The sequence below is a fragment of the Streptomyces sp. NPDC126510 genome (assembly GCF_040302345.1).
In the GTDB taxonomy this organism is placed as follows: Bacteria; Actinomycetota; Actinomycetes; order Streptomycetales; family Streptomycetaceae; genus Streptomyces.
In genome coordinates this window covers 97,514-113,989 of sequence record NZ_JBEORR010000014.1, presented here as the reverse complement: position 1 = coordinate 113,989, position 16,476 = coordinate 97,514, and the positions used below count along the sequence as shown (strand labels likewise).

Genomic DNA, 16,476 nt, shown 5'->3' with positions numbered 1-16,476 from the left:
CTCGTTCACCGATACTCTCGACCAACGAGATATTAGGGGAGTGAAGCATGGACGACCAAAATCCCGGTCTGCGACTGGTGCACCTGCTGCGGGCGGTGACGATGGAACTGGACCTGTTCGCAGCCGAGTTCGCGGGCCGCAACGGGCTTCATCCCACGGACGTACGGGCGTTGATCCACCTGCTCGACGCCGGCCGGGAGGGCGTGCGGGCCACCCCGGGATGGCTGGGCGCGCAGCTGGGGGTGAACTCGGCGTCGACCACGGCCCTGGTCGACCGGCTGGAGCGGCTGGAACTGGTGCGGCGGGAACGGGACACCGCGGACCGCCGGCGCGTGCTGCTGGTCCTGCGGGAGGAAGCCGTCCATCTGGGCTGGTCCTTCTTCGGGCCGCTGATCCACGAGATGGTCGGCTCGATGCGGTCCTTCGACGAAGCGGAACTGGCCGTGGTCCGGCGTTTCCTGCTGGCCATGCGGGACGTCGCCGCGGCCGGGCGCCGCACCCAGCGGGACGGTTCCGGGGGAGGGTGACGTCAGGCCGCCGCGAGCGGCCGGTGCACGTTTCGCGTGCCTGGCCGGCCTCGCCGCCTTACGGTGCCCCGACCATGACCGGCCAACGCGCAGGCCCTCACGGGCGGGGATTGGTGCGGTGCCAGCGCGGGCGGGTGTCCGGGCCGCGGCGGCCCGCCACCGACGCGCAGCGCGGGCACAGGCGCCGCACCCGGTCCGCGGCCCCGCCGGACTCCGGGAAGGTGTCCGGCCAGCCGACGTGCGGGAACCGGACCAGCCGGGAACGGCTGAGGGACAGGCCGCAGACCGTCTCGTTGCGGCCCGGCTCCCAGGCGTGCACCTCACCGGAGGGCAGTCGGCGCCGCCCTTCCTCCTCGTCGGTCCACTGCCCGGACGCCGCGACCGCGTACTGCCTCACGCGTGCCACGGCGGGTCAGCCGGCCGCGTGGTCGACGTGCAGCCGCACCTGCTCCTCCAGACGTCGCAGGCTGCCGTCCAGGGCGTCGGAGACGGCCCGCTCGCCCGGGTCGTGGCTGTCGTCGAAGAACGACAGGTGCACGGTCACCTCACTGGCTCCGCCGTCCAGCCCGGCGACCTGCAGCCAGCCCGCGTAGCCGCCCTGCTCACGGGTGCCCCATTCGAGCCGCATCTGCTCCGGCCGGGCACGCAACACGGCGCTGGTGTCCTCGTCGGTGCGGTCCTCGTGGACGGTGACGGCCGGCAGCTCTCCGGCCTCCACGTGCAGGTCCGCCGGCAGCCAGCTGTCCAGCCGCCCGACGTTCGCTGCCTGGTCGAAGACGTGCTCGGGCTGCGCGGGCATCGTGCGGGAACGTTCGTACTCGGTCATCGCCTTACCGGCCTCGCCTCGGGGTCCTGGCGCGCACCGTGTTCCCGGTCTGCCCGGGCCCAACCGCGAAGGGCCCCGCCCGCACGATCGCGGACGGGGCCCTTCGACACCGGTCAGAACCTGGGCTGGGGGGACTGCGCCTGGACGAGTTCCTCCGCCTCCGCCTGCGTCTCCACGGACGGCGGGGAGCCGGCCAGGGGCTGGTTGGCGGTCTCGCGCATGCACAACACGGCGATGACACCGATGGCCGCGGCGCCCATGGCGTAGTACGCCGGCATCAGCGTCGAGCCGAAGGTGCCGATCAGAGCGGTGATCACCAGCGGAGTCGTACCACCGAAGATGGAGGTCGCCAGGTTGTAGGCCACCGAGAGCGAGCCGTAGCGCACCTGCGTGGGGAAGATCGCCGGGAGTGCCGCCGACATGGTGCCGAGCATCGCCACGAGCGAGAGCCCCATCAGCAGCAGCCCCAGGGTGATGAGGATGACGCTGCCCTGCCGGATGAGCAGGAACGACGGCAGGGAGAGGAACAGGAATCCGAGCATCCCCGCCATCAGCAGCGGCTTGCGCCCGAAGCGGTCCGAGAGCCGCCCCACCTGGTTGATCACGCACATCTGCAGCACCATCACGACGAGCAGGATCAGCAACCCGTGGTTGGTGCCGTAGCCCAGCTCCTCGGACAGGTAGGTCGGCATGTACGACAGCAGCATGTAGTCGGTGATGTTGTACGCCGCGACCAGCGCGAGGCACAGCAGCAGCGGCCGCCAGTACCGGGTGAAGATCTTGCCGAGGTCGGCGGCCGCCGAGGTCTCCACGGCGTCGGCCGCCTCGCTCGCCTTGGCCTGGCCGCCCTCCAGCTTCTGGAAGGCGGGCGTCTCGTCCAGCTTGAGGCGCAGGTAGAGGCCGATGAGGCCGAGCGGGGCCGCGACCAGGAACGGCACGCGCCAGCCCCACGACAGCATCTGGTCGTCGCTGAGGAGCATCTGCAGGACGACGACGAGACCGGAGGCCCCGACGTAGCCGGCGAGCGTGCCGAGCTCCAGGAAGCTGCCGAAGAAGCCGCGCCGCTTGTCGGGCGCGTACTCCGCGATGAACGTCGAGGCACCCCCGTACTCACCGCCGGTCGAGAAGCCCTGCACCAGCCGGAAGAAGATCAGCAGGGCCGGGGCCCACAGGCCGATCGCGGCGTGCGAGGGGACCAGGCCGATCGCGAAGGTCCCCACCGCCATCATGATCATGGTGAGGGAGAGGATGCGCTTGCGGCCGACCTTGTCCCCGAGCGGCCCGAAGACCATGCCGCCGAGCGGACGCACCAGGAAGGCCACCGCGAACGTCGCGAAGGAGCCGAGCAGCTGGGCGGTGTCGTTGGTGGACGGGAAGAAGACCCGCCCGATGGTCGACGCCAGATAGCTGTAGATGCCGAAGTCGTACCACTCCATCGCGTTGCCGAGGGCGGCGGCCTTGGTGGCGCGCTTGACCGCCGCGTCGTCGGTCACCGTGATGTCACTGCGGCGCAGCTTCGGGTTGCGTCGTTTCTCGATCGCCCGGAACAGCACCCGGTGCCGTCTCACCGCCGCGGGATCCACCGACTCGTCGTTGTCGGTCTCCGCCATCACGTGGTTCCTTTCGCCGTTCGCATTCCCAAACACCACGCCTGCACAGATCTTGCGCGCTCAAACAGACCTCTTCGCGCGGCGTCCGCTTGATCACGGAACGTGAGGCACGGGTGCTCAGGGCGAGAGGCGGGTCGCCGCGCCGTCCGGGAGGATCTCCGGGACGGGTGTGTGCCCGCGCCCCGGCGGGGGAACCTGAGTCGCCGGGTGCGTTCCTGGTGAGAGGAGCCCAAGTGACGGCGTCAGCGGCGGGCGGCCACGACCAGGGTGCGCGGGAGGACGGGTACGAGCTCGACCCCAAACGGTGGCGGGCCCTGTGGGTCACGCTGGTGGCCGGCTTCATGAGCCTGCTGGACGTGTCGATCGTGGCCGTCGCACTGCCCACGATCCAGCAGCAGCTGCACGCCTCCGCGGCCGAGGTCCAGTGGGTGGTGTCCGGCTACGCGCTCTCCTTCGGCCTCGCCCTCGTCACCGCGGGCCGCCTCGGCGACGCCCTGGACCGGCGCCGCATCTTCCTCATCGCCCTCGGCGGCTTCGTACTCTTCAGCGCGGCCTGCGGAGCGGCCCCGAACATCACCCTGCTGGTGGTGGCCCGGCTCGCCCAGGGCCTGGCCGCCGGTTTCATGGCCCCGCAGAACTCCGCGCTCATCCAGCAGATGTTCCGGGGCGGCGAACGCGGCCGGGCCTTCGGCTTCTTCGGCGCCACCGTCGGCATTTCCTCCGCCGTCGGCCCCCTGACCGGCGGCCTGATCCTCGCCCTGGCCGAAGGCGCCCAGGGCTGGCGGTGGATCTTCTACGTCAACGTGCCCATCGGCATCCTCGCGGTCCTCCTCGGCCGCAGCCTGCTGCCCCGCACCCCGCGCTCCGGCCGGGAACACCTCGACCTGCCCGGCGTCGTACTTCTCGGCCTCGGCGTCCTCGCGCTCATGTACCCACTGGTCCAGGCGGAGACCGGTGGCCTCGCCCGGCTGTGGTGGATGTTCCTCGCCGGTGCCGGGCTGCTTTTCGCCTTCATCCGGTGGCAGCGCCGGCTGCTGGACCGCGGTACCCAGCCGCTGCTCGATCCGCGGCTGTTCACCACCGTGCGCGGCTATGCCGTCGGCGCGGGCGTCGGCACGCTCTACTTCATCGGCTTCAGCGGCGTCTGGCTGGTCTTCGCCCTCTTCTACCAGCACGGCCTGGGCTTCTCCCCGCTCGAGTCGGGCCTCGCCGTGACCCCCTTCGCCCTCGGCTCGGCCCTCGCGGCCGCGGTGTCCGGGCGGCTGGTGGACCGGCTCGGCCGGCTGCTCACCGTGGGCGGACTCACGGGCGTGCTCCTCGGGCTGGGCGGCACCGCACTGCTGCTGCGCTTCGCGCCCCTCGACATCGCGCCTTGGCTCGCCGCCCCGGTCCTGTTCCTCGGCGGCGTGGGCGGCGGGTGCGTGATCTCCCCCAACATCACCATGACGTTGCGCGACGTACCGGTGCACATGGCGGGAGCGGCGGGCGGCGCCCTGCAGACCGGGCAGCGCCTCGGTGCCGCGGTGGGCACCGCCGCGCTGCCCGGTCTCTACTACCTGGTCCTCGGCAGCAGGAGCGACGACTACCGCGGCGCCCTCTTCCTCGCGATGGCCGCCGGGCTCGTCGGCATGGCCGCGTCCCTGGTCCTCGCCGCCTACGACTGGCGGCGTGACCGGCGGGCCCCGCAGCCGCACCGCCCGTGCCCCGACGATGTCGCGCACAGTCCGGTGCACGCCCGGCAGACCTGAACCTCACGCCCTCACGAGACATGCGGCTGCGGCTCCTGCGGGGCGGACGGGCCGTCCAGCTCGCCGCGCAGCGCGCCGAGGGCGAAGGCCGCCATGGACGCCAGGATCAGCAGTGCGAGCGGCCCCCAGATCGCCGGAACGGCCCACAGCGGCCAGCCGTTGGCCGCCTGCGCCCAGAGCGTCAGGATCGCCGTGCCGCCCAGGCCGACGCCGTGCCACCGCACCATCTTCGCCGCCGCCACGTGACGAGGCTCGCCCCGCGCGAAGAGCGGCCACACTCCGCCCACCAGGCCCGCCAGGCCGAAGGAGAGGCCGGCCAGCGCACCGCCCAGCCGGTCCTCGGGCCGGCCCTCCGGCCCGTCGGACGTCTGCTGCCGCCGGCCTTCGGCGTCCCGCACCTCGACGATCCGCCCGTGCCAGATCACACCGACGACCTTCTCGTCCGGCTCCATTTCGGACATCACCGGCTCGGTGCGCGGGAACGTCACCTCCCACGGCTCCCCGGACGGCAGCACCAGCTCCGCCTCGGGGGACTCGCTCCGCTCGCCGCGGTTCAGGGCGGCGCTCCGTACGGTGAACTCCTGCTCCCACACGCACCCGGACGCCCGCACGGGAGCAGCGGAGCACGCCGGCGCGCCGCGGTACTGCCTCTCGCGTTCCAGTGCCCCGCGGACCTCGTGGGCCGACGCCGCTCCGACGGCGAGCGCCACGAGAGCGACCAGCACCCACAGCACGGACCGCATGACTCCGTCCCCCGACGACCCCACCGCGCGTCATCCCCCTCCGTACGCAGCGTCCCCGGAGCATTGGACCACGTTCAGGCGCCGCCGTGGACCCGCCGGCCCTCGACGAAGGTCTCCAGGACCCGGGTGGCGGCGATCTCCTCGGGCGGACCCGCGAACGGATCGCGGTCGAGGACGACCAGGTCGGCCGCCTTGCCCACGGTGATGCTGCCGGTGATGTCGTCGAGGTGGTTCACATGGGCGCTGCCCGCCGTGCAAGCGGCGATCGCGGTACCCAGGTCGAGGCGCTGTTCCGGGAAGAAGGCCGGGGTGCCGTCCGGGGCCTCGGGGGAGACGCGGTTGACGGCGACATGGATGGCCTGGAGCGGGTCGGGGCTGCTGACGGGCCAGTCGCTGCCGGCGGCGAGGGTCGCACCGGCCCGCAGCAGATCCCCGAAGGGGTACTGCCACGCGCCGCGTTCGGCCCCCAGGAAGGGCAGGGTCAGTTCGTCCATCTGCGGTTCATGGGCGGCCCACAGCATCTGCAGGTTGGCGCTCGCGCCCAGCGCGCGAAAACGCGGCAGGTCGGCGGGGTGGACGACTTGGAGGTGCGCCAGGTGGTGCCGCGTGTCGCGGTTGCCGTTGGCGTCCCGGGCGGCCTCCACGGCGTCCAGCGCCTCCCGCACCGCCCGGTCTCCGAGCGCGTGAAAGTGGACCTGGAAGCCGTGCGCGTCCAGTTCGGTGACGTACTTCCGCAGCTCACCCGGCTCGACGAAACTGATGCCGCTGTTGTCCGAGGTGCAGCCGCAGCCGGTCAGGTAGGGGGACAGCATCGCGGCGGTGTGGTTCTCGGCGATGCCGTCCTGCATGATCTTCACGGTGCCGGCCTGGAACCGGTCCCGGCTCAGCTCCTCCCGCCGGGCTACGAGTTCGCCGATCTGCTCGGCGCCCCGCTCGCGGTCCCACCACAGGGCGCCGACGACCCGCGCGGTGAGCAGACCCCGTTCCAGGGCCGTCAGGTAGGCCGGGGCCGGGTCGGTCAGGTTGGCGTACGTGCCGACGATGGCGTCCTGCCAGGCGGTGACGCCGTGGGAGTGCAGCACGGCCTGGGCGCGCAGCAGGCCGGCGAGCTGCTCCTTGGGCGTGGGGTCCGGCACCAGCCGGCCCACCAGGTGGACGGCGCCCTCCTGCAGCATCCCGGTGGGGTTGCCCCCGGCGTCGCGCTCGATCCTGCCGTCGGCGGGATCGGGGGTCCGGGCGTCGATGCCCGCGCGCTCCAGGGCCCGGCTGTTGACCCAGGCGCCGTGGTGATCGCGGTTGGGCAGGAAGACGGGGCGGTCCGGGACGACCGCGTCGAGGGCGGCGGCCGTGGGGGAGCCGCCGGGGAACGCCTCCAGCGACCAGCCGCCCCCCGTGATCCATTCGACGTCCGGGTGCTCCCGCGCGTACACCGCGATCCTGCGCAGGTACGCGTCCGCGTCGGTGGTGTCGCCGAGATGGCACAGGCCGAGTTCGAGGCCCGCGCCCATCGGGTGGACGTGGGCGTCCTGGAAGCCCGGCAGCAGCAGCTTCCCGGCGAGGTCGACGACCTCGGTGCGCGGCCCGATCAGCTCGCGCACCTCGTCGTGGCCGACGGCGACGATCCGCCCGCCGCGCACGGCCACCGAGGTGGCGCGGCTGCGGGCCGGGTCGACGGTGTGCACGGGACCGCCGGTGAGGACGAGGTCGGCGGATCCCGGGGCAGGGGGGTGCGACATGGGGGTGAGCTCCATGGAGGTCAGACCGCCGTGCGGTCCATCGGCAGGGTGAGGGCCTCGGCATCGGTGCCGCGCCCGGTGGTGAAGTAGGGGGAGCGCCGGACGTACTTGGCGACGGCGGCCATGCCGAGGCCTGCGAGCACGATCACGGCGGGCAGCGAGAACATGAACCACCCGTTGTCCGGGCTCAGTTCGAAGTGGTCGCTCATGGTGAGGTACGAGTATCCGAGGTAGCCGCCCAGGCCCAGCAGCACCAGCCCGGACGCGGCGGGCACGCCGACGGCGAGCAGCGCCTCGCGCGCGCCCTCGTGCCGTGCGGAGCGGAAGCGCACGGCGCAGGCGAGCGCGGTGAGGCCGTAGTAGAGGGCCACGATCAGGCCGATCGCGTTGACGGCGGCGAGCAGCATGTCGCTGAGCTTGGGGATGGCGAAGGCGAGCACGGCGATCATCGCGGCGACGGACATCACGACGGCCGTTCCCGCGGCGGGTGTGCCGTAGTGCGGGTGCACCCGGGTCCACAGCGGGCCCATGGTGCGGTCGCGGCCCATGGCGAGCAGGCCTCGCGCGGTGGGGATCAGCGTGGCCTGCACGGAGGCGACGGCGGAGAACATCAGGGCGACCAGGGGCAGGGTGGCCCACGGCTCCGCGGCCAGCTTCTCCCCGAGGTAGGGGAGGGCCTGCGGGCCGTTGCGGACGAGTTCGGCCAGGCTCATCTCCCGCTGGAAGGCGACCGAGGCGAAGAGGAACAGGCCGAGCATCGCGAACAGGGCGATGAGGCCGCCGCGGGCGGAGTCGCCCGGGTTCTTGGTCTCCTCGTTGACGCTGAACGCCGCGTCCCAGCCCCAGAAGAAGAACACCGCCAGGACCATGCCCTGGGCGAAGTGGGTGCCGCTGGAGATCTCGAACGGGTTGAACCAGGAGAGGGAGACTGCGTGGTCACCGGTGATCAGGGCCCAGCCGCAGAAGCCGAGCAGCACCGCGTACTCGAACACCAGCAGGGCGAACTGGAACCGGGTCGCGCCCCGGACCCCGGTGATGGCCAGGACGGTGAGGGCGAGCAGGATCACCAGCCCGACCGTCGTGCAGACGCCCGTGGACGTCGGGTCGAGGGTGATGCCGGCGAGGCTGCGCAGGCCGGCCTTGTTGGCGAAGGCCAGCACGACCGAGCCCATGATCGCGCTGGTGTAGGCGCAGAAGATGACCGAGCCGACCAGCGTGACCCAGCCGGTCAGGAAGCCCGGCCAGGGGCCGAGGGATCTGCCGACCCAGGTGTAGCCGTTGCCGCAGTTGGGTTCGGAGCGGTTGAGCCGGGCGTAGGCGAGGGCGATGCCCAGCACCGGCAGGAACGCCAGCAGCAGCAGCGCGGGTGCCTGGAGGCCCACGATCGTGGCGATCGTGCCCATGCCGATGGCGATGCTGGTGGTGGCCGCTGTGCTGGACGCGGCGATGGCGACGCCGTCGACCACGCCGAGGGAACGGCGCAGCGCGGGGCGGGACGGGGGAGGTGCGGACGACATGAAGGGCTCCTCGGGGGACGGGGTGGGAAGAGCCGCGCGGGACTGTGATGGAACCGCCGGGGACCACATTGGGTCAACCCTGTTGACGTAAGGCGGTGGGGGTCGTTCACTGCGGTGGGCGAGGAAACGGCCGGCGAGCGCGAGCCGTCGGCATGCGAAGTCGTCGGCGGGCGAGACCGCCGGTGCGTCCGGCCCTCGGTGCGTGCGAACCGTGGTCCGCGAGACCGCCGGTGTGCCGGACCGTCGGTGCGCGAGGAGAGGAGTGCCGGTCATGGCCACCCGTGTTCCGCAGGAACGCCGACGTCGGAGACCGACCCGTTCGGGGGTCCTGCTGTCGGAGGACCTGATCGTGCAGACCGCGTTGCGGCTCATCGGCGAGCACGGACCCGAGGCGCTGAGCGTGCGCCGGCTCGGCACGGCCCTGGGCTGCGACCCGACCGCGCTGTACCGCTACTTCCACGGCACCGACGACCTGGTGCTCGCCATCGCCGACCGGATCATCGGCGACGCCATGGCCGGCTTCGACCCGGGAGACGACTGGGTGGCGTCGCTGCGCGAGATGGCCCTCAGGGTCCGCGCGGGATACCTCGCCCATCCGCGAGCGGCGGCCATGGCGGCCCACCGCGTGACCCGGCGCGGGAACGAGATCTGTGCCGTCGATACCGGCATCGGCCTGCTGCTCACCGCGGGCTTCCCGCCGGCCGACGCCGCACGGCTCTACCTGGCCTTCATCGACACCGTGCTGAGCCACGCCGCCGCGGAAGCGGCGTTCCAGGCCCTGCCTCCGCAGCAGCGCGAGGCCGACCGCCGGTCGTGGCGCGACGTCTACCAGGACCTCGATCCGGCCACGTACCCGTCCCTGACCGGGGTACGGCAGGAGCTGCCCGCCATGGCGGACAGCTCCTTCGAGCAGGCGGTGGATCTTCTGCTGGAGGCCCTGGCGGCCCGGGCACGGGCCCTCGGACGGAAGTGAGCGAGCCCGCGCGCTACAGCACCTCGGCCCGCCCGGAGGTGTCGTCGAGGAAGCCGCCCGACTGGTGCTGCCACAGCTTCGCGTAGGCGCCGTCGATCGCGAGCAACTCCTGGTGGGTGCCCTGCTCGACGATCCGGCCGCGGTCGAGGACGACGAGCTGGTCCATGCCGGCGACCGTGCTCAGCCGGTGCGCCACCACCAGCGCGGTCCGCCCGTCCATGAGCCGCCACAGCGCCTCCTGAACCAGCAGTTCGCTCTCGGAGTCCAGGGCGCTGGTCGCCTCGTCGAGCAGCAGGATCGGCGCGTCCCGCAGGATCGCCCGCGCGAGAGCGACCCGCTGGCGCTGCCCGCCGGACAGCTTGACGCCCCGCTCGCCCACCATGGTGTCGAAGCCGTTCGGCAGCCCGTCGGCGAACTCCGTGACATGGGCCGCCTCGGCCGCCCTGAGGATCTCGGCGTCGGTGGCGTCCGGCCGGGCGAAGGCGATGTTGTCCCGCAGGCTGCGGTGGAACATCGCCGGGTCCTGCGGCACGTACGCGATCCGCCCGCGCAGATCGGCCTGGCGCACCCGGCTGATGTCCTGGCCGCCGATCAGGATGCGGCCGCCGTCTATGTCGGTCATCCGCAACAGCAGCCGGGTGAGCGAGGTCTTGCCGCCGCCGGACCGGCCCACGAGGCCGATCTTCGCCCCGCTCGGCACGGCCAGGTCGAGTCCCTCGAACAGCGGCCGGGCGCCCCGGTGGGCGAAGGTCACCTTCTCGAAGCGGACGTCGGCGGCCCGGGACCGCAGCGGCTCCGGGTCCGGCGGGTCGAGCACGGTCGGCGGCGTCAGCAGCAGCTCGGTGAACTGCGCGGCCTCCGTCATCGAGCCCTCCAGCCGGCGGTATATCTGGTTGAACTCGAACATGATCCGCGTCGCGTTGTTGTAGTAGGCGAAGGCGACCACGACCGCCTCCACCCCGTGCGTGCCGCCGCCCAGCGTCACCGCGAGGAGCAGGCCCATCGCGTTGGTCAGCACGGACATCGGCGCGACCACCGTGTCGATGCGCAGGTTGCCGTAGTCCCACGACCGCATGGTGAGCCGGCGGGACGTCGCGACCCGGGAGCGGTGCTCGGCGGCCTCGCGCCGCTCCGCGGCGAACGCCCGCACCGTGTCCATGTTCACCAGGCTGTCGGCGACATGGCCCGACACCCGGGCGATCGCCTCCTCACGCTGGTCCACGAGCGCCTGGCGGCGCCGCACGAGCGGCACGACCAGCACCGCCGTCAACGCGATCATCACCAGCAGGCCGACGACGAGCAGCGGCTCGTAGCGCCACAGCACCACCGCCCCGAACACCAGCGGCACGAAGCTCCCCACGACCTGGAAGGTCAGCGTGTCGACGAACTGCTCGAACCGGGAGGCGAAGCTGAGGACACGTTTGGTCAGCGAACCGGCGAAGTTGTCGTGGAAGAACGCGGCGTCCTTGGCGAACAGTTCGTCCATCCCGATCACGTACAGGTGCTCGATGCCCAGGGCGTCGAGTCGGGTGAGGCAGTGCAGCGCGACGCGCCACAGTGTCTCCGCGGCCAGCAGGACACCCGCGAAGCCGAGCACGTACGGCAGTGCCGAGCCGGCCGTGACGTCCTTGTTCCCGGCGATGTCGGCGACGAGCTTGGCGACGATCAGCGGCGCGACGTAGTTGATTCCGATGTTGCCCAGCGCCGAGAGCAGCATCGTCGGTGCCGTCCACCGGCGCAGCCGGGACAACTCCCGTCCGTAGTAGCGAAGTGCGAGAAGCACCGAGCGCTTCCCCGGTAATACCCTGTGTGTTTCCGGCGTTTCCATCCCACCCCTGTGTCGTTCTGTGGCTGCCCGCCACGCCGCGCGTGCGGGCAGGGGCCATCGCAGCAACGGATGTGTGAGGTTTCGGGTCGAGTCCGGAAGTGTCCCGCGATGCCGGCCGCGCAGTCCAAGCGTTTTCCGGCCGGGCGGAGGTGTCCGGGGAGCGCCAGGAGGCGCGGCGGCCGGGTGCCCGTACGCCGGGGCGAGCCCGCGGAGCCCTCCGGGGTGTGGTGGAGTGACTGTTACGGGCTCCTGCGAAGCCGGGGCGGTCAGTCGGTGATCGCGCCGAGGATGAGTGCCTGGAGCTGGGCGGCCGTGTGGTCCATCGGCTGCGTACTGCGCTTGGCGCGGCACATGGCCACCGTTCCCTCGACCGCCGCGACGATCAGCGTCGCGAGCTGGGCCGCCTGCTCGGTCTCGACGCCGTGCTCGCGCAGTGAGCCGGCCAGCAGGCCCTCCCACTCCTCGAACACCTCGGCGGCCGCCGCCAGGGCGGTGGGCGTCTCGTCGGCCGGGGGCTCCTCGATCGAGACGGCGAGGACCGGGCAGCCCGCCCTGAAGTCGCTGTCCACCACGATCGCGCGCCACAGGGCGAGGAAGGCCCGCAGTCCGGCGACCGGCCCCGCCTCCAGCTCCCTGCGCAGGCTGCGCGCGGCCCAGGCCCCCGTGAAGCGCACCGCCTCGGTGGCCAGTTGCTGCTTGCCCTCGGGGAAGTAGTGGTACGTCGAGCCCAGCGGCGCCCGGGCGTGCTTGGCCGTCTCGCGGATGCTCGTCGCGTTCAGACCGCGCCGGCTGATCATGTCGGCCGCACCGGCCACGATCCGCTCGCGCGCCGTCGGACTGGACTTGGTCACGTGCACGGTCCCTTCTGACCCCACTGGCTATAACAGCCGTCATAGTCTAGCGTGGCCGTGCTTTATAACGACTGTCATAGAGCGGCGTCGGCCGAGACGACGCACGAAGAGAGAGGTCTGCCCATGCCGATGATCCGGCTCACCGCTCCCGCCGGTGCCCTGACCGAGGAGGGCCGCGGCAGCGTCCGGCGCGACCTCGCCGCGACGCTGCTGCGCTGGGAGGGCACACCCGACACGGCGTTCTTCCGTTCCCAGGCGTGGAGCTACCTCGTCGAACTACCCGAAGGCGCCCAGACGACCGCCGAGGACGACGCGCTGCGCTTTCTGGTGGAGGTCACCGTCCCGCAGGGCGCCCTGTCCGAGCGCCGCACGGCAGGCCTGGTCGAGGAGGTGACGAAGACCGTCCTGGCCGCCGCCGGACTCGCCCCGGACGACGCCCCGCGCGTGTGGGTCCTGGTGCACGAACAGCCCGACGGCACTTGGGGCGCCGGCGGCTCCGTCGTCCGCCACGCCGACCTCGTCGCCCTCGCGAAGGGACAGAGGGCCGATGCGTGAACTGACCTACATCGCCCGGCGCACCGTCGAATGGCGCGAAGTGCCCGACCCGAAGCTCCGGTCCGACGGCGAGGCGATCGTGGCCCCGGTGGCCGCCACCCCCTGTGACGTGGACTCCGCCATCCTCGCCGGTCACGCCACGCGGCGGAAGCCGCACATCGGATACAGCGTGGAACCACCCTTCGCCCTCGGCCACGAGTGCGTCGCCCGGGTCGTGGAGACCGGCGACGCCGTCACCGCCGTGGCCCCCGGCGATCTCGTCGTCGTCCCCTGGTCCATCAACTGCGGCACCTGCGACCGCTGCCGGACCGGGCTGACCGCGCACTGCACCACCGTGCCCTACATGGCCATGTACGGCGCGCCGATCGGCGGCAGCTGGGGCGGCCTCTTCTCCGACCTGGTCCGCGTGCCCTACGCCGACGCCATGCTGGTTCCGCTGCCCGACGGCCTCGACCCCGTCGCCCTGGCCTCCGCGAGCGACAACTGGTCCCTGGCCTGGCGCCTGGTCGCCCCGCACCTCACGGCGCGCCCCGGAGCCAGGGTCCTGGTCGTGGCCCGCGGCAGCATCGGCCTCTACGTCTGCGACATCGCCCGCGCGCTCGGCGCCTCCGACGTCCTCTACGTCGACCCCGACCCCGAACACCGCGCCCTCGCCCGGGCCTTCGGCGCCACCACCGCCGAGACCCTGGAGCCCCTGCCGCACAGCTGCGACATCGCCGTCGAGGCGACCGGCCGCGTCGACCAGCTCGGCCTCGCCGTCAGGTGCCTGACGCCCGAGGGGATCTGCGAGAGCGCGGGCAACCACTTCCGTCCCGGCGAGCTGCCCCTGCTCGACATGTATCTCACCGGCGTCACCCTGCGCGTCGCCCGCGACAGCGTGCGCGCCCACCTCCCCGACGCCCTGGCACTCGCCGCCTCCGGCACGGTCGATCCCGGGAAGGTGGTGTCCCACGTCATCGACTGGGAGGACCTCCCGGCCGCGCTGCCGGAGAAACACCTCAAGCCGGTGTTCGTCCGGCCCGCCCTCCGGCACGGGTCATGACGCGGCGCTGGAGTCCGGGCACAGGGTGAAGACCTGGTCGAGGCCGACGAGGGTGAGGACGCGTAGCAGGTTCGCCGGTACGGCGGCCAGGGCGATGTCGGCGTCGGCGGCCAGGGCGTGCTGGCGGGCCGCGAGCAGGGCGGTGATGCCCGAGGAGTCGCAGAACGAGAGGCCCGACAGGTCCAGGACCAGGCAATGCCCGGGCGACAGGGGCAGATGGTCGAGCCGGCCGCGCAGGACGGGAGCCTGGTCGTAGTCCAGGTCGCCGGCCACGTGCAGAACGGGCCCCGTCGTGGTGTCGAGCTGTCTGATGGTGAGCGGGTTCATGAGGTGTGACTCGTTGTAGGGGCTGTGACGGAAGGGGTGGCGGGAACGCCGAGGGCGAGCAGCGCGGTGTCGTCGTCGAGACCGTCGCCGAAGCCATCGAGCAACCCGGTGAGGGCGGTGATCACCTCGTGCGGTGCGGCGGGAGCGTGATCGGTGGCGAAGGCGTGCAGGGCGTCCTCGCCGTACAGGTCGTCGCGGCCGGGGCCGACGCGGGCCTCGGTGAGGCCGTCGGTGTACAGCACCAGCGTCTCACCGGGCTCCAGGACGGTCTCGGCCGTGCCGATCGGCGCGCCGGGGACGACGCCGATGAGCAGGCCGCCGGGGGTCGGCAGGAATTCGGCTCGGCCGTCCGCCCGCAGGACGAGGGCCGGCGGGTGGCCGCCGGAGGCGAGGCGCACCACGGCGCGTCCGTGTTCGCCGCCCGGCTCGACCGTCCCGAAGATGCAGGTGCAGTACCGGGGGTTGCCGTCGCCGGTGTACCGCTCGTGCAGGACGGCGTTCAGCGTGCTCAGCGCCGACGCCGGATCCGGGTCGTGGTGGGCGGCGGCACGCAGGGTGTAGCGGGTCAGCGAGGTGAGGGACGCGGCCTCGGGGCCCTTGCCGCACACGTCGCCGAGGAAGAACGCCCACCGGCCACCGGCCACGGGGAAGAGGTCGTAGAAGTCGCCGCCGAGCTGGTCCGGCGACGCCGTGTGGTAGTGCACGGCCGTCTCCAGGCCCGGTACGGCGGGCAGCGAGTCCGGCACGAGGGAACGCTGCAGGACGGCGAGGGCGTCGGCCAGCCTGGCCCGGTCGGCCTCGGCCTGGCGCCGGGCCTCGTCCGCCTCGGCGCGGGCCCGCTCGGCCTCCTGGCGCCGGCGCAGGAGCTCCTTCTCGTAGGCGCGGCGGTCCGAGGCGTCGAAGACGGTGATCCGGTTCAGCAGGGGCTCGCCCTCGGTGCCGTACTTGATCACCGCCGAGACCAGCACCGGCAGCGGGCCGCCCTCCTGGCGCCGTATCTCCAGGGCGATGCCCCGCACCTCGCCCTGCATGCGCAGCAGCGGAGCGAAGTGCGTCTCGTGGTACAGCTTCCCGCCGATGGTGAGCAGATCCGCGAAGCGCTTGCGACCCGCGACGGCCTCACGCTCCAGGCCGAGCCAGTCCAGCAGCGTGCTGTTGATCTTGGCGATGGTGCCGTCCATCATCGTGGACAGGTAGCCGCAGGGGGCGGACTCGTACAGGTCCTCCGCGCTGTCCTCCAGCAGCGCGGTGAACGCCGCGTCCGTGCTCGCCTCGCCCCCTGTCCCGGTGGGTTCCGGCACGCCGCCCGTGCGACACATCACTTCAGGGAGTCCAGGAAGTCGAGGACCGCCGCGGTGGTGGCCTGCGGCGCGCTGAGCTGCGGGCAGTGCCCGGTGGCATCGAGCGTGACCAGGCGGGAGGCGGGGATCGCCGCGTGCACGTAGGCACCGACCTCACGGGGTGCGATGGCGTCCTGCTCGCACTCCAGTACGAGGGTCGGCACGGCCACGCCCTTCAGGTCCTCGCGGCTGTCGGTGAGGAAGGTCGTACGGGCGAAGACCCGGGCGATGTCGGGGTCGGTGGCGCAGAAGCTGTTCGTGAGTTCCTGGCCCAGCTCCGGCCGCTCCGGGTTGCCCATGATCACCGGGGCCATCGCGGACGACCAGCCCAGGTAGTTCGCCTCCAGCGAGGCGAGCAGCTCGTCGATGTCCTCCGTGCTGAAGCCGCCGCGGTAGCCCTCGTCGTCGATGTAGCAGGGCGAGGGGGTCACCATCACGAGCGCCCCGATCCGCTCCGGCGCGGCCTGCGCCGCCAGCACTCCGACCATGGCACTGACCGAGTGCCCCACGAACACCGCCTGCCGCAGGTCCAGCTCCTCGCAGACGTCGACCACGTCGGCGGCGTACCCCTGGAGCGAGGAGTACCGCTCCTCGCTCCACGCCGCGAGGTCCGAGCCGCCGGAGCCGACGTAGTCGAACAGCACCACCCGGTAGCGCTCGGCCAGCGCCGGTACCACCAGCCGCCACATGTTCTGGTCGCAGCCGAACCCGTGTGCCAGGAGCAGCACCGGCGCGCCGTCGGGGCCGATGACGTTGACGTTGTTCCTGCGGCGGATGTCCATGCGGCCATGCTCCCACCCCGGCCGGAGCCGTCCGACGGCGGCCCTGCGCACCACCCCTTCGCGACCGCGAA

At 72.3% G+C, this 16,476-nt stretch carries 16 protein-coding genes; 5 read left to right on the top strand and 11 right to left on the bottom strand.

Annotated features, from left to right (window positions below):
- Positions 1–47: 47 nt before the first annotated feature.
- A complete protein-coding gene (locus ABTX60_RS21500; protein WP_352098605.1) occupies positions 48–527 on the top strand; it encodes a MarR family winged helix-turn-helix transcriptional regulator in 480 nt (159 codons plus the stop codon).
- A gap of 97 nt (positions 528–624) precedes the next feature.
- On the opposite strand, the gene ABTX60_RS21495 is transcribed toward ABTX60_RS21500, so the two are convergent.
- The 3 genes from ABTX60_RS21495 to proP form a co-directional block, all read right to left on the bottom strand.
- Positions 625–933, bottom strand: a complete 309-nt coding sequence (locus tag ABTX60_RS21495) for a hypothetical protein (protein ID WP_352098604.1) — start codon at positions 931–933, stop codon at positions 625–627.
- A gap of 6 nt (positions 934–939) precedes the next feature.
- Positions 940–1,353, bottom strand: a complete 414-nt coding sequence (locus tag ABTX60_RS21490; protein WP_352098603.1) for an SRPBCC family protein — start codon at positions 1,351–1,353, stop codon at positions 940–942.
- A 113-nt stretch (positions 1,354–1,466) separates the two neighbouring features.
- On the bottom strand, positions 1,467–2,963 hold the full coding sequence (gene proP, locus ABTX60_RS21485; protein WP_352098602.1) for a glycine betaine/L-proline transporter ProP: 1,497 nt from the start codon (positions 2,961–2,963) through the stop codon (positions 1,467–1,469).
- Between the two features lie 233 nt (positions 2,964–3,196).
- Here proP and ABTX60_RS21480 point away from each other — a divergent pair, with 233 nt between their 5' ends.
- Positions 3,197–4,711 (top strand): MFS transporter, encoded by a 1,515-nt coding sequence (locus tag ABTX60_RS21480; protein ID WP_352098601.1) that lies wholly within the window; start codon positions 3,197–3,199, stop codon positions 4,709–4,711.
- 11 nt (positions 4,712–4,722) lie between these two features.
- On the opposite strand, the gene ABTX60_RS21475 is transcribed toward ABTX60_RS21480, so the two are convergent.
- The 3 genes from ABTX60_RS21475 to ABTX60_RS21465 all read right to left on the bottom strand — a co-directional run bounded on the left by ABTX60_RS21475 (position 4,723) and on the right by ABTX60_RS21465 (position 8,707).
- Positions 4,723–5,454, bottom strand: a complete 732-nt coding sequence (locus ABTX60_RS21475; RefSeq protein ID WP_352098600.1) for a hypothetical protein — start codon at positions 5,452–5,454, stop codon at positions 4,723–4,725.
- A gap of 74 nt (positions 5,455–5,528) precedes the next feature.
- Positions 5,529–7,190, bottom strand: a complete 1,662-nt coding sequence (locus tag ABTX60_RS21470) for an amidohydrolase (protein ID WP_352098599.1) — start codon at positions 7,188–7,190, stop codon at positions 5,529–5,531.
- 20 nt (positions 7,191–7,210) lie between these two features.
- A complete protein-coding gene (locus ABTX60_RS21465; protein ID WP_352098598.1) occupies positions 7,211–8,707 on the bottom strand; it encodes an APC family permease in 1,497 nt (498 codons plus the stop codon).
- 271 nt (positions 8,708–8,978) lie between these two features.
- On the opposite strand from ABTX60_RS21465, the gene ABTX60_RS21460 reads away from it, so the two are divergent.
- Complete coding sequence (locus ABTX60_RS21460; RefSeq protein WP_352098597.1) at positions 8,979–9,680, top strand: TetR/AcrR family transcriptional regulator; 702 nt, start codon at positions 8,979–8,981, stop codon at positions 9,678–9,680.
- A gap of 13 nt (positions 9,681–9,693) precedes the next feature.
- Here the strand turns inward: ABTX60_RS21460 and ABTX60_RS21455 are convergent, their stop codons facing one another.
- Positions 9,694–11,508 carry an ABC transporter ATP-binding protein gene (locus tag ABTX60_RS21455; RefSeq protein WP_352098596.1) on the bottom strand — a complete coding sequence of 605 codons (1,815 nt, stop codon included), beginning with the start codon at positions 11,506–11,508 and terminating at the stop codon, positions 9,694–9,696.
- A 266-nt stretch (positions 11,509–11,774) separates the two neighbouring features.
- Positions 11,775–12,359, bottom strand: a complete 585-nt coding sequence (locus tag ABTX60_RS21450) for a TetR/AcrR family transcriptional regulator (protein ID WP_352098595.1) — start codon at positions 12,357–12,359, stop codon at positions 11,775–11,777.
- Positions 12,360–12,482: 123 nt separating this feature from the next.
- Between ABTX60_RS21450 and ABTX60_RS21445 the strand changes: the two genes are divergently transcribed.
- Positions 12,483–12,914, top strand: coding sequence for a tautomerase family protein (locus tag ABTX60_RS21445; RefSeq protein ID WP_352098594.1), 432 nt, complete (start codon positions 12,483–12,485; stop codon positions 12,912–12,914).
- Complete coding sequence (locus tag ABTX60_RS21440) at positions 12,907–13,956, top strand: zinc-dependent alcohol dehydrogenase (protein ID WP_352098593.1); 1,050 nt, start codon at positions 12,907–12,909, stop codon at positions 13,954–13,956. The genes ABTX60_RS21445 and ABTX60_RS21440 overlap by 8 nt, the downstream gene beginning before the upstream one ends.
- Here the strand turns inward: ABTX60_RS21440 and ABTX60_RS21435 are convergent.
- Genes ABTX60_RS21435 through ABTX60_RS21425 form a run of 3 tightly spaced genes read right to left on the bottom strand, consistent with a single transcriptional unit; the run spans position 13,951 to position 16,405 of the window.
- A complete protein-coding gene (locus ABTX60_RS21435) occupies positions 13,951–14,283 on the bottom strand; it encodes an STAS domain-containing protein (RefSeq protein WP_352098592.1) in 333 nt (110 codons plus the stop codon). The two genes, ABTX60_RS21440 and ABTX60_RS21435, sit on opposite strands and share 6 nt — an antisense overlap.
- Entirely contained in the window at positions 14,280–15,602 is a 1,323-nt protein-coding gene (locus ABTX60_RS21430) for a PP2C family protein-serine/threonine phosphatase (RefSeq protein ID WP_352098705.1), read from the bottom strand. The genes ABTX60_RS21435 and ABTX60_RS21430 overlap by 4 nt, the downstream gene beginning before the upstream one ends.
- The gene (locus tag ABTX60_RS21425) at positions 15,602–16,405 is read right to left on the bottom strand and encodes an alpha/beta fold hydrolase (protein WP_352098591.1); all 804 of its coding nucleotides are present in this window, start codon (positions 16,403–16,405) and stop codon (positions 15,602–15,604) included. The genes ABTX60_RS21430 and ABTX60_RS21425 overlap by 1 nt, the downstream gene beginning before the upstream one ends.
- Positions 16,406–16,476: the final 71 nt, after the last annotated feature.

What these genes read in the sequence shown, in the direction of transcription:
- ABTX60_RS21500 (WP_352098605.1), top strand. Translation starts at nt 48, where the DNA reads ATGGACGACCAAAATCCCGGTCTGCGACTGGTGCACCTGCTGCGGGCG.
- ABTX60_RS21490 (WP_352098603.1), bottom strand. Translation starts at nt 1,353, where the DNA reads ATGACCGAGTACGAACGTTCCCGCACGATGCCCGCGCAGCCCGAGCAC.
- proP (WP_352098602.1), bottom strand. Translation starts at nt 2,963, where the DNA reads ATGGCGGAGACCGACAACGACGAGTCGGTGGATCCCGCGGCGGTGAGA.
- ABTX60_RS21475 (WP_352098600.1), bottom strand. Translation starts at nt 5,454, where the DNA reads ATGCGGTCCGTGCTGTGGGTGCTGGTCGCTCTCGTGGCGCTCGCCGTC.
- ABTX60_RS21470 (WP_352098599.1), bottom strand. Translation starts at nt 7,190, where the DNA reads ATGTCGCACCCCCCTGCCCCGGGATCCGCCGACCTCGTCCTCACCGGC.
- ABTX60_RS21465 (WP_352098598.1), bottom strand. Translation starts at nt 8,707, where the DNA reads ATGTCGTCCGCACCTCCCCCGTCCCGCCCCGCGCTGCGCCGTTCCCTC.
- ABTX60_RS21460 (WP_352098597.1), top strand. Translation starts at nt 8,979, where the DNA reads ATGGCCACCCGTGTTCCGCAGGAACGCCGACGTCGGAGACCGACCCGT.
- ABTX60_RS21455 (WP_352098596.1), bottom strand. Translation starts at nt 11,508, where the DNA reads ATGGAAACGCCGGAAACACACAGGGTATTACCGGGGAAGCGCTCGGTG.
- ABTX60_RS21445 (WP_352098594.1), top strand. Translation starts at nt 12,483, where the DNA reads ATGCCGATGATCCGGCTCACCGCTCCCGCCGGTGCCCTGACCGAGGAG.
- ABTX60_RS21440 (WP_352098593.1), top strand. Translation starts at nt 12,907, where the DNA reads ATGCGTGAACTGACCTACATCGCCCGGCGCACCGTCGAATGGCGCGAA.
- ABTX60_RS21435 (WP_352098592.1), bottom strand. Translation starts at nt 14,283, where the DNA reads ATGAACCCGCTCACCATCAGACAGCTCGACACCACGACGGGGCCCGTT.
- ABTX60_RS21430 (WP_352098705.1), bottom strand. Translation starts at nt 15,602, where the DNA reads ATGTGTCGCACGGGCGGCGTGCCGGAACCCACCGGGACAGGGGGCGAG.
- ABTX60_RS21425 (WP_352098591.1), bottom strand. Translation starts at nt 16,405, where the DNA reads ATGGACATCCGCCGCAGGAACAACGTCAACGTCATCGGCCCCGACGGC.